Consider the following 14,813-nt stretch of genomic DNA (forward strand, 5'->3'; position numbering starts at 1 on the left):
TCGCTGGAGTCGTCAGCCTCGGGCAGCCGCAACCTTGTCGAGACCACGCTTCACACCGGCAAACAGCTCGTCCAGCTGTTCGGCCGTAATGATGAGCGGCGGGCAGAAGCAGATGGATTCGCCGATAGGTCGGGTGATGACACCCTCTTCCTCAATGGCGGCGGCAAGAGCGAGCGTCGTATCGCCCGGCTTCATGCCCTCCCACGGCTTCACCTCCAGCGCGCCGATCAGGCCGATACCGCGCGAGGAATGAATGAGCGGGTGATCGGCCAGCGCCTTCAGATGATCGAGAAATCTGCCCTCCAGCCGGGCGACATTACCGACCAGATCGCGCTCCTGAATGATCTTCAGGTTCTCCAGCCCCACAGCTGTTGCGACGGGATGGCCGGAGGCGGTGTAACCATGGCCGAAGGAGCCGATACGGTCGGATTCATCGGCGATAGGCTGGTAGAAATTGTCATTCATGATGATCGCCGAAAGTGGCATATAGGACGACGAAATCTGCTTGGAGACGACAAGCACATCCGGCTTGATGCCATAGGTCTCGCAGGCGAACATTTTGCCGGTTCGGCCGAAACCGCAGATCACCTCATCCACCACAAGCAGAATATCGTATTTCTTCAGGATCGCCTGAACGCCTTCCCAATAACCTTCCGGCGGCAAAAGAACGCCGCCGGCGCCCATTACCGGCTCGCCCCAGAAAGCCGCGATGGTTTCCGGGCCTTCGCGCAGGATCAGATCCTCCAGCTCCTTCAGGATACGCGCGGTGAAATCCGCCTCGCTTTCCCCTTCCTTTCCGAAATGCACATAGGAGGGGCAGGCCGTATGCAACATGCGGTCCAGCGGCAGGTCGAAGCTCTCATGGTTACGCGGCAGGCCGGTGATCGAGGCCGAGGCAATCGTCACACCATGATACCCCTTGATGCGGCCGATGATCTTCTTCTTGTCTCGTCTGCCCAGCGCATTGGAGCGATACCAGACCATCTTGGCGACCAGATCGTTGGCCTCGGAGCCGGAGGAGGTGAAATGCACCTTGGACATCGGCACCGGTGAAAGCTCGATCAGCAGCTCGGCGAGATCGACCGACGGACCGTGCGTCTTATAGGAAAAGGTGTGGTAATAGGGCAGCTTCTGCATCTGCTTCGTCGCCGCGTCCACCAGCCGCTGTTCACCGAAGCCGAGCGCCACCGACCACAAACCCGCCATCGCCTCGATATAGCGCTTGCCGCTGCTGTCGATGACATAGATGCCCTCGCCGCTCTCGATCACCAGACCGCCGGTCTTTTCGAATTTGCGCAGATTGACATTCGGATGCATCTGATAGGCGATATCGCGTGCCTCGACGGAATTCGGCAGGATGGTCATCGATGAAGGCTCCATTTTCGGTTGATGCTCGGCGTGTCAGACGTGCTGGCCGCCATTGATGTGAATTTCCGCGCCGTTGATGTAGCTCGACTGTTCCGAGCAGAGGAAATAGATGGTCTGCGCCACCTCGGCCGTGGTGCCGAGCCGCCCGAGCGGCACCTGGGCTTCCACCAGCTCCGCCGTTCCGGGGGAGAGGATGGCGGTGTTGATCTCGCCCGGCGCAATCGCATTGGCGCGCACGCCGCGCGGGCCGAACTCATGTGCCAGCTCGCGCGTCAGCGCCGCGAGCGCCGCCTTCGACGTGGCATAGGCCACGCCCGCAAAAGGATGCACCCGTGAGCCGACAATCGATGTAACATTGACGATGGAGCCTTTTGCCGCTTCCAGCTCAGGCAAAAGCGTGCGGGCAAGCAGCGCCGTCGAAACGAGATTGACGTTCAGCACCCGCGTCCAGATTTCCGCCGTCGTATCCATCACACCGAGACGGCTACCGCCCTCGCCCTTCGGCGAAATTCCGGCATTGTTGACAAGCGCCGCAAGCTTTCCCTCCGGCAAGCGTGAACGCACCTCATCCGCCAGATCGTCGATGCGGGACAGGTCCTCCAGATCGGCCTGAATATGGCTCTCCCGCGCCGACGGCCAACGGCATTCCTCGGAGAAAGGTTGCCGCGATACGGTGAGAATTCTCCAGCCCTTTTCCTGAAACAGCTTGACGGTGGCGTGCCCTATTCCGCGGCTTGCGCCGGTCAGAAGCATATAAGGAACAGCCATGTGAGAGCTCCTGTGCCATGCGGACCGTTGAGCCGGCCGCGCATTCAGCCCCGCATGTTAGAGCGCTGCCACCGGCTGACAAGGTCTTTTTTGTCGCGGCGCAGCGATGGCGGATCGGCGACGGGCTAATCCCATTTGATGCACGGCTTTCACCCGAAGGGAATATTTGAAGCCGACCGTTTACCCATAAAATGAAGCCTCCCGAATGTGTGATCAGTATTGGGAGGGGGACGAATGCGTATCGATATCATCGACACGGACGCCGGCTTCGAGGCGATCCGCGAAAACTGGGATGCGGTGTTCATGGCCGATCCCCATGCCCGGCATTTCCTCTCCTGGGGGTGGCTGAGGGACTATATGCCGCGCCGCAGGCGCTGGTTCATTCTTGCGCTGCGCGAACGGGCGGAAGGCTCGCCCTATGTGGCGTTTTTCCCGCTGCGCATCGTCACCGAACCGGACAAAAAAACCGGACGCTTCCACGACAGCATCGTCATGGCCGGCAATGCGGCGGCGGATTACACCGGTTTCATCACCCTGCCGGACTATGAAAATCACGCAGTCGCCGGTTTCTGTTCCTATATACGCCAGCAGAACTGGACCGAGTTGAAGCTCGATTATCTTTCCGGCCCGCCGGAACGCCGCGAGGCGATGATCCGCGCACTTCAGGGCCCGCTCGTCATGTTTCGCGACAACATGCCGACCAACCCCTACAACATCAACAATTGCATCTGCCCGGTGGTGGCCCTGCCGGAGACGTTCGACGGCTATCTCGACAGCCATATGAGCAGCCAGACCCGGCAGAAGCTCAGGCGTTTCCTGAGAAAAGTGGAGGGCGGCGACGAATATCGCATCACCTTTGCAACGAGGGAAACAATCAAGCGGGATATGGACATCCTGTTCGATTTCTGGCGCATCCGCTGGGCGCCGCACAAGGGCAAGGAACGCACGGAACTCCTGATCGGCGCGACACGGCAGATGCTGATAGATGTCTATATCCGTGGCGATCTGGAAGTGCCGGTGCTCTGGTTCGGCGACCAGCCGCTCGGGGCGCTCGCCAATATCATCGACCGCCAGAAGAAATCGGTGCTGTTCTACATTACCGGCCGCGACGAGAACTGGAAGACCCCTTCCCCCGGCCTCGTGCTGCATGGCCATTGTATTCGCAGGGCAATCGAGCAGGGTTTCAAAACCTATGACTTCCTGCGCGGCAACGAGCCTTACAAATATTTCTTCGGGCCGGAGGAGCAGAAGCTGAGCTGCACGCTGTTCCGCACCCGCTCGGGCGACAATCTCGGCGGCACGCTTCACCCGCGCAGCATCCGGTTTGTCTACGAACAGGCCCTCAAACTCTATAAGACCGGCCAGAAGGCAGCCGCCAATATTGCCTTCGCGCAGGTGCTGACTGCGGCACCGGACCATCTCGGCGCGCAATTCGGCCTCGCCAATCTGTTGTTCGACCGGGGCGAATTCCGGGAGGCCGAAATCGCCTTTCTCAGCCTTCTGGCCGCCGGGCAGGAACCCGTCGTCCTCTGGCTGCGTATCGGCGAGGCCCGGCTGGCGCAGCAGCACTACCACGAGGCATCCGAGGCCTTCCGCCAGGTGACCAATCGCGCGCCCTTCCACCGGGAGGCGCTTTACAAATGCGCCGTAGCGCTAATTGCCGCCGAAAGAACGATGGAAGGCGCGGAAATCCTCGACAGGCTGCAGCACTATCATTCGGACGATGCGGCGCATCTGGAATACGCGGAAAAGGCCCGTGCAGCCCTTGCCCGGCTGGAACTGGCAAAAGCCAAGGTTCCGCTGCCGGCCGATGTCGTCACGCTCGCCATCAAGCCGAAAGCGGCGGGCAAACGCTGGCACCCGCCAAAGGTTTTGCATTAAAGGCAACGCCCTGTAAGTTGCGGCGGGAAAACCGGCCGGACGACTTGCAAGGATTTTTGATGTTTCTGACCAACAAGGACATGCTCGATCTCATTGAGCTTCGCCATGATCTTCACCGTCACCCGGAAATTTCCGGCGAGGAGAAGGAAACGGCGCGGCGCATCCGCGCTTTCCTTGAGCAGGCGCAGCCCGACCAGCTTTTCGCTGATCTCGGCGGCCACGGCGTGGCTGCGGTCTATGACAGCGGCAAAAGCGGCCCGACGATCCTGATCCGTTCGGAACTCGATGCCCTGCCCATTCACGAAAAGAGTGACGCCGAACACCGCTCCGGCACCGACGGCAAGGGCCATCTTTGCGGCCACGACGGTCATTCCACCATTCTGACGGCGCTGGCGCTTGGCCTTTCCCGACAGCGACCCGCGACAGGCCGCGTCATCCTTCTGTACCAGCCGGCGGAAGAAACCGGCGCGGGCGCTGCCGCCGTCCTCGCCGACCCGCGCTTTGGGCAGATAAAGCCGGACTATTCCTTTTCGCTCCATAACCTGCCCGGCCTGCCTTTCGGCCATGTCAGCGTGGTGGAGGGACCGGTTAACTGCGCGTCGCGCGGGGTCAATATCCACCTTTCCGGCAAGACGGCGCATGCGTCTTCGCCCGAACACGGCATTTCCCCGATGCGGGCAATATCCCGGCTGATGCCGGCCTTGGCCGAACTGGGCTCCGGGTTCCCGCCCGAACCCGATTTTTCGATGGTGACGATCACCCACGCCGTGATGGGCGAAGCCGCCTTCGGCATTTCCCCGGCCGATGCTGAAATCTGGGCGACACTCCGGACACTGACCGACGACCGGATGGAAAAACTCTGCGAGGCTGCAGAAACGCTGGCCAAAAAGGTGGCGGACGAACAGCAGCTGACGCTCGACATCACCTATGACGATATTTTCCTGCATTGCGAAAATGCGCCTGACGCGGTCGGGCATATCCGGCGTGCGCTGGACGAGGAGAAAATCTCCCACGGTTCGGAGGGTCTGCCCATGCGGGCTTCCGAGGATTTCGGCCGCTTTCGCGCCGTTTCGTCATCGGCGATGTTCTTTCTCGGCGCAGGCCGGGATTATCCCAACCTGCACAATCCGGATTACGACTTTCCGGATGCGCTGATCGGCACCGGCGCGCGTATCTTCATGCGCATCATCCGCAACCTCACCGACGCGGGATAGCAGCGGCCGGCTATATCCAGCCGCGATAAGCCGCCCGTCAGCCGCCCTGGGGACCGTTGCTCGGCCGGGCGGCGCGCACCGCAGCCAGGCCCCGGATGCCATCCTTGTTTCCGATAGCCGTCAGGCTTTCGAAAATCTGGGCGGCCTCACCATAACGGCGCATGGCGAGGTAAGAATAACCGCGCAGCACCATCAGGTCCGTGCGCTCATCCGCCAGCCGCGCCCGCTGGTCCAGCAGAAGAAGCGTTTCGGCATATCGCTTCGACCCGAACGCGGAAACCGCTCGATCGGCAAGGATCGAGACCTGCAGCTCCGTCGCGCGTGGGCGATCCATACGCGATTTCGTCGCCGAGACGGCTGCATGGTCCGTCAAGCCCATGCGCAGATAGGCAAGGCTCTGGCCGTAGGCTGCGTCGCTTTTGACATTGGACTGACCGCTTTCAATCGCGGATTCGAAAGCTTTGAGAGCCTCCGCCGGCCGGTTCGTCTCCATCAGGCACCAGCCGAGATCGAGCGCCTGCTGTGGCGGCAGACGTTGCGGATCGGGATAGGCCGCGCAGGAACGCGGGCGCGATGCGGCGCTGGTTTCCCTTTGCACCTGCACGGGGCGGCGCACCTGCTTGCGCGAAGGTTCAAGCTGCTGAACGACAGGCGGGTCATACACCACCGCCGTCTCACCCTGCGGTGCACTGGTCTGCACGTGCGGCGCCGTTACCTGTGCGACAACCGGCGGCGCGGTTATGGGAGCAACCGCCTGCCCGGACTGGTCCACCATGCGCGCCGTTCCCACATCGGCTATACGTTGCGAACGGCTTCCCCATTGCTGCTGGATGCCACGCAGGCCGGCGAGATTGCGAAGATCGTGATAGCTGACCGCCATGCCGTAGGCTGACGGCTCATCATCGGGTTTCCAGCCAAGGGCCGTGCTGAACCATTGCAAAGCAAGCGGCGTCTGCCGGAACGCAAGCGAATACCAGCCGAATTGCTGCGCCGTCGCCGCATCCTTGCGCGCCACCGTTTCGGCGGCGATACGTTGCAGCACCTCCGGCGGCAGAACGACCGGCGGCTCCAGCGCGAGAAGATTGGCCGTTGCGGCGAGATAGGTCGCAAGCGCATCGTCGGATGCCTTGCGCCATTTATACATGACGTCCTCGGCCTCACGCGGCTCGTTACGGTCGATCAGCGCCAGCGCCAGCCCCTGCGAGGCCGATGCGCTGTCTTCCTCTTCCCGCGCCTTGCGGAACCATTTTTCCGCCTCCGTCATGTTCTTCTGCCGGATATTGTACCAGCCGAGCAGGAGGGCGTCGCTTGCAAGCTTGTCGGTCTCGGCAAGCCGCTGAAGCCGCATTATATAGGCCGAAGGAACGGCAACGCCCTCTTTCTCCCCTGCCTTGGCCACGAACTGACGGGCAAGATCGTTCTTGACCGGTTCGAATTCCAGCTGACCGTCGGCGCCCGGTTTTTCCTTGGCCAGCAGTTCGTCCATCATTTCCGCCGGCAAAAGCGCGGATGCCTTCTGCACGGTGGCGAGCCTGTCGCTGGCGACCGTGCAATTGTTGAGGATGTAGAGATAGGCGTCGCGCGCCCGTCCCATCCGGTCGGTATTGGCGAAGGCATCGGCAACCCGCCACAGCACATCGACCTCGCCGCAGGTCAGCAGGCCGGGATTATTCGCGGCCGTATCCACCACTGTCGCATATTGCTTGAGATCGGAAGCATTGACGAGCCGCTGGCGCGCTTCGGCAAGGGCAAGCATGCCCGTCAGATTGTCGGGCGGCTGCCAGCCGGGCTCCGCCTGCTGGCGGTCGGCAATCGCCTTCCTCACTTCGGCATAACGGCCGTCGGTATAAAGTTGCCACATGGCGTCGAGCCGAGGATCGCCGTTTTCGGGAATGGCGAGAGGATCGGCAGGCGGCGTCCAGTTGGGATAAAGCGTGCGCAGGCGCGCGATTTCGGCCTGAAGACGCTGCGTATCGCCCCTCGCCGCGAAATAGCGCAACGCACTCAGATCGACCTCGGGCATATCGGCCGATGCAGGCTGGGTAGCACGGGGGGCCGGCGTCTGCGCCGTCTGTGTTTGCGGCGCCTGCCCGCCAGCCTGTGTCACCGGCAAGGGGTCGGTCGCCGGCACAGTGACCGGCGGTGTCGCGGGCTGCGTTACCTGCGCCATTTCACGGCTCTTGACGAAAGCGTTGATCTGCGCCGGATTGGCCGCCGTCGGCAAAACACGCTGTACCGCCCGGTTGTCGCCGACCGCCGAGGTATGCACGTCCGACACCCGCCCGAGAATGCTGTCGCGCCAGTGAAAGGCGGCGAGCGCTATCAGAAGCAGAATGAGAGCCGAGGTCGACAGTGGCTTGTTCATCGGCATTCCCCGTTATTCCTTGCCAGAAACGACAATGCCAGAAGATGCAATGTGGAAGGATAATAAAGTGTTGGCTGGAAGTTTTTAAGTTCGGCGGAAACGGCCGGCCCGCCGCCGATACAGGCCGCAAGCGCCGGAATGATGCGATAACCGGGATCGGACAGGACATCCTTGACCGCTCCGTTCTTCAGATCGAAGATTCCGGCAGCGCCGCTTTCCAGCGTCATGCCGCCTTTCAGCCGGGCGAGCAGCTCCGGCGAGCCCATATTCGCCCTTGCGAGGTAAAGCGGTATGCGCACCGCATTATAGCCGAATTCCGGCGGGAAGCCCGATGCCGGCTGCGGCTTCGTCTTCACCGATACCCAGTCGGCCGGCAGTTTTCTATCGCTGAAAGCGAATGTGCCGATCTGCGCCACACCGTCATCGGCAAGCGCTTTCCAAAGCGGCGATGGCGCAACAAGATCGAGCACCGGAAAGGCCTCGAAAATCAGATAGGAAGGATTGACCACTGGCCCATCCTCCCGGTCATCCTCGTCGAAACCACTGGCCGCCGGCAGAAGCAGCGTTCGCCCGCCGCGTTGCACCACCGTCTTCTTGAGAATGGCGGATGCGATGGCCGCGGATGCTTCGGCATAATCCTGCCGGTTCCATTGCCCGGCCGCCAGCGCCAGCGCATAAGCGATCAGAATATCGCCATCCGTGGCGTTGTTGATATCGGTTACATGTGGTCTGGTGCGCGGATCCCATTTCCAGGCGGAAAGCCCGTCGTCACGCACCAAAAGTTCGGTGCGCGTGAAACTCCAGATCAGCTCGAAGTCGGACAGATTGTCGGCAAGCACGGCAAGCCACATGCCATAGCCCTGGCCTTCGCTGTGGCTGATATTGCCGTTGCCGGTATCGATGACGCGGCCGCCGGATCGAGAAACGCGCCTTTATAGGCAGACCACGCCTCCGGCGAAACCGAAGCGGCGCGGCTGACGGAAATACCTGCAATCACCGTCATCATGGACAGGAAGAAAATGCCGGCCAGTTTCGAGATCCCGCTCTTCATCGATGCCGTCCCATCATGCGCAACATCGTGAAAGTGGCGAGGCCGAGGAGAGACACGAAACCGATGAACGCCAGCGAATAGGAAAGAACGTTGGAAGACAGCCAGTTGGCGGCGACCAGCCTCCAGTTGGAAAGGGAAAACGCCCGCGTGACGTAAAAATACGGCCGTTCCACCTCCACCGTTTCAAGCTTTTCGGCAGCGGCATCGTAAGCGGCAACACGTCCCGTGACACCGCGCCAGCGGTTTTCCCGCGTCATCGCAGCCATGCCGTCAAGAAGTTCGGCGGACGTCGGCGCAGTGGCAAGCGTCCACACCCCTTCTCCGGAGGGACTAAGTCCCTGAGCAAGCATGAAGGAGACATTGCTTGGCGGCGCATAGAGCTGCTCGGCGGCTGGCAGGAAGCGCAGCGTATCCGAGCTCAGGTCGAAATTCCGCTTCATCCATTCCTCGAGAGAAGACACCTGCCCCTCCCAGACACCGCCGTCCACCCGCTCGCGCCAGTCATTGAAAAGGGTCTCGCTGCTCTGGGCGGGCGGCTGAACGCCGGTTCCCATTTTCCAGGATATCTGGCTGGAAGGAACGAGATTGAACTGGCCGATCAATGCCTGCGGGAATTGCGAAATCGTGCCGACGAACAGCGCGTCGCGATCGCCGATCACCAGCGGCGAGGCGACAGTCTCGATGTCGATGGGATGTCCCGCCACGCTTGCCAGCCGGCTGATCAGCGTGGCTGCCGCAGACATGGTATCGGTGTCGAAACGGTCGAGTGAGAGGGCAACAGGCGCTCCGCCGGTCCGATAGGGCTGTCCGGCCCCCGCCATCGCGGCAAGATCCGGCTTGCGGCCGATCTGCGCATAGTCCGGAATATGAAGTTCCGACGTGTCGAACAATGCAAAACGCGGCGTCGTGCTGGCGGGCGCGCCGGGCGCGCAGGCCTGATCCTGCGCCGTCATCAACACCGCCTCGATGGTGACCTTGTTCGGCCCGGGCTTGAAGTGACGCATCGTCACACTGATCGGCAGATGCCGGAAAATGCCGCCACCGTCGTTGGAAATCGGCACGGTCGAGGCGATCTGGTCATTGACGTAGATATCGACGTGGCTGCCCGGCAGTACCTGCGACGAATAGGCGGCATCGAGGAGAAGCGACGCCTCACCATAGGCGGACGCATAAAAATCGGCTGGCATGCCGACGTAAAATTCGTTGCGGAAACGCCGGCCACTAAATTCGGTACTTTCGAAACCAAGTTCGGAAAGCGCGATACGGCGATCCGACATGACGAGCGGCACATCCGGCGCATGCCAGCTTCGGGTCGAAAAAGTCGTTCTCTGCGCACCGGGTGTGCGCGATATCGACGAAAACAGCGTCTCGATTGCCGCCTGTACCGCCTGTGGAGTGGGGCCGCTGACAAAAAGCGGTGAAAGACCGCCGGGCGCGGCGGCGCCAAAGCCGGCGAAAGCGCCCGCCGAAGCCTCGGGGGGCAGCGTTCCGGCAATTCCGGCAATCTCGCGGGCGGTGCCGACGAAGACCGTCAGCGTGCCCGCCTTGCGCTCAGCGGAAGGAGCGGCCACGAAACGGATCGTCTGGTTCGGCATCTGGGTTCTGAGCGCCAGCGCCTGTGAAAGACGCAGGAGAGAATCCGCAAATGCCGGATTGGCGAGCGCCGGTGCGACAATCTCGATCGACGTCATCGCCTTGCCATCCGGCCCCGTCGCCTGAATATCGTCGATATTGGCAAAGCTTCCGGCGACATCCGCATTAAAGCCGATATAGGTATTGGCAGGGTCTATATCGGTCCACAGATCGTAGGTGGACTGGATCGTGCAATCGGTTCTGTGGCGCTGCTGCACGCCCAGTCTCACGACATTCGAGCCGACCTGCAAGACGCCGGGCGGAATCTTCAAGGAGACATTGCCCTCGCTGTCGGGCGCTTCGATACGCGCCGGATCCAGCGCGACATTGTTCAGGCTGACCTGAAAATTCGAGCTTTCCGGCGCGACCACGATGGCGTTCTGATACCCGATATTGAGCGAAACGGCGGCATTCACCTGCTCCGGCGTCAGATAGATGCTCCATTGCCGCCTGTCCATCTCCCCGGAAAGGCTGAGCTTTTCATAGGGCAGGATGTATCGGCGGCGACTGTCGGCGTTGAGCGACGGAGCCCTTGCTGGAAGAGGTCTTGCGCCTTCCTGACGCGGAGGAGCCGCAACCGGCGGCGGCAACGGAACGGCTGGGCGCTGTTGCGGCTGCGGCGCGGGCTGAACCGCAAATGGCGGCGGGGCGGATGGCTGAGACGGCGTCTGGACCGGACTTTGCGCCGGCATCCGGGCAGGTGGCTGTTGACGGGGCGCGGCAGGCGCAACGGCGGACGGCGGCACGGGTGTCGGAACCGTCTGGGCGGGCCGTTCCGGCGACATGTCGAAGGGGGAGGATTGCGCCATAGCGCCCGTGGCGACGGCTCCCCATATCAACATTGCCAGAGAATCCCGGATGGGTTTACGGCCGGTCATTTTACCGCTCCGACAGGTTTGGCGTCTCTGGGAGCAGGCCGAAGCGTTCGAACCAGATAATAAAGGCCGCGCTGCGTCTGGAAGAGCGATATGGCCAGGAAGATGGCCGTACCACGGATAAGGCCGGGGTTCTTGCGACGCACCCGCTGGAATTCGCTCCATTGTTCCGAATTGGCGAAGATCAGGTCCGCAATCAGGCGGTGATCGACGGCGCGTTGCGGCGAGAAGGTACAGCCGATCGAGACGAAACCCTCACCCTTCACCGTTCGCACGACGTTGACAGGCATGGTTTCCGGCACGCCCTCGCTATGCGGCTTGACCTTGACGATTGCCACCGCGCCTTTTTCGATGGTTGTCGCGCTGTCGAAGAGATTGATCAGCAGGCCATGCACCGACACGTTATCGATGGAAGCCGGCACCCAGGCGTCGCTACCCTCGAGCTTGACTTCGCAACGCCGTTTGACCGTGATGCGCCGCGACGCCGACTTGTCGCCACGCTCGGAAACAACACCGAGCGCACAGCCCGCGAAGATGAGATTGAGCAGGTTCCAGCCGCCGACCACGAGCGTGACATCCGCCTTGTAGGGCTCGCTGTAGATGCGCCAGGCGGCAAAGGCCATCGCCACCAGCAGCAGCGCGAAAATGACGAAGAACGGCCGACTGATTTCCGAAAGCCGCGCCTCGGCAATGGATTCATCCTTCGCCGTCACCTTGAAGGTGGGCTTGCCGGGATTAAAAATCACCGAAACGACGGCGGGCAGGAGGTGAACCGTCTGCACATATTCGTAAAGTTCCGAAATCCACGGCCAGCGGAAGCTGCCGTAGAGATAGTTCTGCATCATCAGGTTCACGAGCATATAGGCCGCCGTATAGGCCAAAAACTCACCGCCCGAGGCCACGAAAATCTGCAGGTCGAAGAACAGGTAGAACAGCGGCGCGAACAGGAAGATGGTGCGCGGGAACGGAAACAGCCAGAACAGCGTCGACGACATGTAGCAGAGGCGCTGCGTAAACGAGAGACCGCGCCGGAAAAGGGGCTGGCGGAAGATCAGGATCTGCATCATGCCCTGCGCCCAGCGGCTGCGCTGGCCGATGAAGCTTGCGAAGGTGGCCGGCTGCAGTCCGGCGATCAGCGGCTTGTCGACATAGATGCTGTTCCAGCCGCGCGAATGCAGCGCCAGCGCCGTTTCGCAATCTTCCGTGATGCTGACGCCGCTGAAACCTTCGGTGTCCTGCAGCGCCTCGCGCCGCAGCACGGCGGCCGAGCCGCAGAAGAAGGCACCGTTCCATTTGTCGAGACCGCGCTGGATGATGCCGTAGAACATCTCGTTTTCGCTCGGCATCGTCTCGAAGGTGCGCAGATTGCGCTCGATGGGATCGGGATTGACGAAGAAATGCGGCGTCTGCACCAGAAAGAGCCGCGGGTCCTCTTCGAAATAGCCAACCGTTTCCAGAAGGAAGTCGCGGGCGGGCGCGTGGTCGGCGTCGAACACGGTCACGAGCTCGCCGGTCGAATGGGCAAGCCCGTTATTGAGATTTCCGGCCTTGGCGTGGACGTTGCGCTCGCGTGTCAGATAACGCACGTCGAGGTCCTCGCAGAGCTTCTTCAACTCCTCGTGGCGGCGCTGCGCCGCCTGCGCCTCGACAATATTGCTGGCGTTGCGCTTCTGCACCGAGCCGCCATCGTCCAGCAGCCAGACGGTGAACCGGTCGGCCGGATAATCCATGTTCTTGGCCGCTGCGAGCGTATTGGCGAGAAGCTCAGCGTCCTCGTTATAGCTCGGCACGAAGACGTCGACCGTCGGCCGGTAATCGGGTGAACCGGGCCTCGTCTTGCGCGACGGCAGCGGCATCGACACGATGACGAGGCTGAGCGCCAGCATCACGACGCTGTACATTTCCGCCAGATAGAGCAGAAAGCCGGGAATGAAGTTCTCGAGCTGGTTGACGGGCGGCAACGTGCTGGTGGTGCGCCAGTAGACATAGCGCAGCACGATGGCCGTGCCGAAACCGAGCGCTACCAGACGCCAGGCCCCCTGCCCGTTGAAGCTCTTGATCGTCGCCAGCAGAATGAGCGAAATCGCCGTGGCGACCAGGTGCGTCTGCAGGCTGACCGGCATCGTGACGATGGCCAGAACGCAAAGCGACACAAGTAACCAGACAATGATTGTGATGGCCTTGCTCATCCAGAAACTTTCCGTTGTCTTCCCCACCCGGAATTTCGACCCGGAATTTTTGCGATCTGCGCCTTGGCGTGCTCTTTCCCGCTGGTTCCGGTGATCACCTGCATCCTGACGCCACCCCCGAACCGGACAGACATGCGGGCGACGGAATGGAGACCTGCGGGACCTGCGACGGTTGCCGGCCGCCATCCGCCGGCACACCGTCCAGGCGCCTGCCCGCCACCGTGGGCCTTGCAGGCTGGAGGGGTGCGCCAGCCGATGCGGGCGACGGGATACTGACTGCAGCAACGGGTGGAAGCGGCTGCGGTTCCGGCTGGGCGGGCGGTGCAACGGCAGCCGTGCGACGAACGGGCCGGGGCGGCACGCTGGCGGTCACCTCGCCGCCGGGCCGCATCGGCACCTCATCCGCCTTTATGGGATAGACCGGATGGCCCGGACGCCCGAGATTTTCATCCACCGCCTGCGGCGTGCCGTAAGGGTTCCAGCTGGGCGAGGCATAGGTGCCGGTGATCGTGTAATTATACATGACCGCCAGCAGCCGCTCGACGCTGGCGCCCGACTGGCAAAGGCGCAGCCGCACCTTGATGCGCCCGAGGTTGCGGAAATCCTGCCGCATGCTTTCCGGCGAGCGTATGTCCTGCCAGCCATAAAGGCAGGTATCGTCGCCACGGCCGCTGCCGGCGGCATAGGAGAACGCGCCATAACCGTTCTGCAGGTAATTTGCCGACATGGCGATGTTTTCGCCCGGAAACTCGGCGCGGATTTCCCGCGCGACGGAAGATGCCCTGAAACCGGAAAAAGCCAGGGCATCGCCACCGGTATCGCCGGCCTGTTGCGGACCGAAAAACTCGGCCTTGATGTAATTCTGCCCGGGCGTAGCGGCCTCGGAGCGCAAGATGACCTGCTGCGCCACGGCGTTGGAATAGGTGCGGTTGACCACGGTAACGATTTCGGGACCGCCAGGCGGCGGGAAAACCAGCGCCTCGGAAGGAGACAGCATCTGGGGTCCCCCGAAGGACCGGACGCCCGCGGGAGTATTGCAGCCCGACAGAACCGCAATGGAGAACAGCAATGAAGTATAGGCAGAAAAATTCACTGCCTTACGCCCCTTTATTTCCCCAACGCCGCCCAGGTTAAAAGGAGACCGAATCACTAATGACCAGACCATTGTTACGAAATACGTGAGGACTACGAATAAGCAATCTCAAATTTGCGTTGTAATTTCTGACACTTTATGGCTAGCGAATCACCATTGCCGTCCCATGTTCGCCATGGAAGAAGGTGGAACCAATCACGCTGCCGGGGGTTGGCTTCCTGTCAGGTCGATAATTTTACGGTTGCAGCGCAATATGTCCCATGGTCTACTTGCCTCCATAATGCAGTATTTTTATTGGTCCGCTTTTTATTCAACTGTAAAAACAGAGAGTTGACGCATGACATTGCCATTTCCGAGCATCGCGCAGACGCTTGCCG

Annotated in this window: 8 protein-coding genes and 1 pseudogene; 2 read left to right on the forward strand and 7 right to left on the reverse strand. The window is 61.5% G+C overall.

What is annotated here, in order from left to right; translation table 11 throughout:
- Positions 1–12: 12 nt before the first annotated feature.
- Together L904_RS09565 and L904_RS09570 are read right to left on the reverse strand one after the other, a co-directional pair.
- Positions 13–1,365 (reverse strand): aspartate aminotransferase family protein, encoded by a 1,353-nt coding sequence (locus tag L904_RS09565; protein ID WP_020810512.1) that lies wholly within the window; start codon positions 1,363–1,365, stop codon positions 13–15.
- 36 nt (positions 1,366–1,401) lie between these two features.
- Complete coding sequence (locus tag L904_RS09570; protein ID WP_003524050.1) at positions 1,402–2,136, reverse strand: SDR family NAD(P)-dependent oxidoreductase; 735 nt, start codon at positions 2,134–2,136, stop codon at positions 1,402–1,404.
- Positions 2,137–2,370: 234 nt separating this feature from the next.
- On the opposite strand from L904_RS09570, the gene L904_RS09575 reads away from it, so the two are divergent.
- Together L904_RS09575 and L904_RS09580 are read left to right on the forward strand one after the other, a co-directional pair.
- Entirely contained in the window at positions 2,371–4,017 is a 1,647-nt protein-coding gene (locus tag L904_RS09575) for a GNAT family N-acetyltransferase (RefSeq protein WP_020810511.1), read from the forward strand.
- Positions 4,018–4,076: 59 nt separating this feature from the next.
- Positions 4,077–5,231 carry an amidohydrolase gene (locus L904_RS09580; protein WP_020810510.1) on the forward strand — a complete coding sequence of 385 codons (1,155 nt, stop codon included), beginning with the start codon at positions 4,077–4,079 and terminating at the stop codon, positions 5,229–5,231.
- Between the two features lie 37 nt (positions 5,232–5,268).
- Here the strand turns inward: L904_RS09580 and L904_RS09585 are convergent, their stop codons facing one another.
- From L904_RS09585 to bcsN, 5 genes and pseudogenes are all read right to left on the reverse strand, one after another.
- The gene (locus L904_RS09585) at positions 5,269–7,602 is read right to left on the reverse strand and encodes a cellulose synthesis protein (protein WP_020810509.1); all 2,334 of its coding nucleotides are present in this window, start codon (positions 7,600–7,602) and stop codon (positions 5,269–5,271) included.
- Positions 7,593–8,647 (reverse strand): annotated as a pseudogene (locus L904_RS09590) (glycosyl hydrolase family 8). The gene L904_RS09585 and the pseudogene L904_RS09590 overlap by 10 nt, the downstream one beginning before the upstream one ends.
- On the reverse strand, positions 8,644–11,157 hold the full coding sequence (locus L904_RS09595) for a cellulose biosynthesis cyclic di-GMP-binding regulatory protein BcsB (RefSeq protein ID WP_035261287.1): 2,514 nt from the start codon (positions 11,155–11,157) through the stop codon (positions 8,644–8,646). The pseudogene L904_RS09590 and the gene L904_RS09595 overlap by 4 nt, the downstream one beginning before the upstream one ends.
- Positions 11,154–13,343 (reverse strand): UDP-forming cellulose synthase catalytic subunit, encoded by a 2,190-nt coding sequence (bcsA, locus tag L904_RS09600; RefSeq protein ID WP_020810506.1) that lies wholly within the window; start codon positions 13,341–13,343, stop codon positions 11,154–11,156. The genes L904_RS09595 and bcsA overlap by 4 nt, the downstream gene beginning before the upstream one ends.
- Before the next feature lie 94 nt (positions 13,344–13,437).
- Positions 13,438–14,340: a cellulose biosynthesis protein BcsN gene (gene bcsN / locus L904_RS09605; protein WP_049832305.1), complete on the reverse strand. Its 903-nt coding sequence runs from the start codon at positions 14,338–14,340 to the stop codon at positions 13,438–13,440.
- Between the last annotated feature and the right edge of the window lie 473 nt (positions 14,341–14,813).

The sequence above is a fragment of the Agrobacterium sp. LY4 genome, from assembly GCF_001526585.1.
GTDB lineage: Bacteria > Pseudomonadota > Alphaproteobacteria > Rhizobiales > Rhizobiaceae > Agrobacterium > Agrobacterium leguminum.

Excerpts from the sequence above, each read along its gene's own strand:
- L904_RS09595 (WP_035261287.1), bottom strand. The coding sequence starts at position 11,157 with ATGACCGGCCGTAAACCCATCCGGGATTCTCTGGCAATGTTGATATGG.
- L904_RS09570 (WP_003524050.1), bottom strand. The coding sequence starts at position 2,136 with ATGGCTGTTCCTTATATGCTTCTGACCGGCGCAAGCCGCGGAATAGGG.
- bcsN (WP_049832305.1), bottom strand. The coding sequence starts at position 14,340 with ATGCTGTCTCCTTCCGAGGCGCTGGTTTTCCCGCCGCCTGGCGGTCCC.
- L904_RS09575 (WP_020810511.1), top strand. The coding sequence starts at position 2,371 with ATGCGTATCGATATCATCGACACGGACGCCGGCTTCGAGGCGATCCGC.
- L904_RS09580 (WP_020810510.1), top strand. The coding sequence starts at position 4,077 with ATGTTTCTGACCAACAAGGACATGCTCGATCTCATTGAGCTTCGCCAT.
- bcsA (WP_020810506.1), bottom strand. The coding sequence starts at position 13,343 with ATGAGCAAGGCCATCACAATCATTGTCTGGTTACTTGTGTCGCTTTGC.
- L904_RS09565 (WP_020810512.1), bottom strand. The coding sequence starts at position 1,365 with ATGACCATCCTGCCGAATTCCGTCGAGGCACGCGATATCGCCTATCAG.
- L904_RS09585 (WP_020810509.1), bottom strand. The coding sequence starts at position 7,602 with ATGCCGATGAACAAGCCACTGTCGACCTCGGCTCTCATTCTGCTTCTG.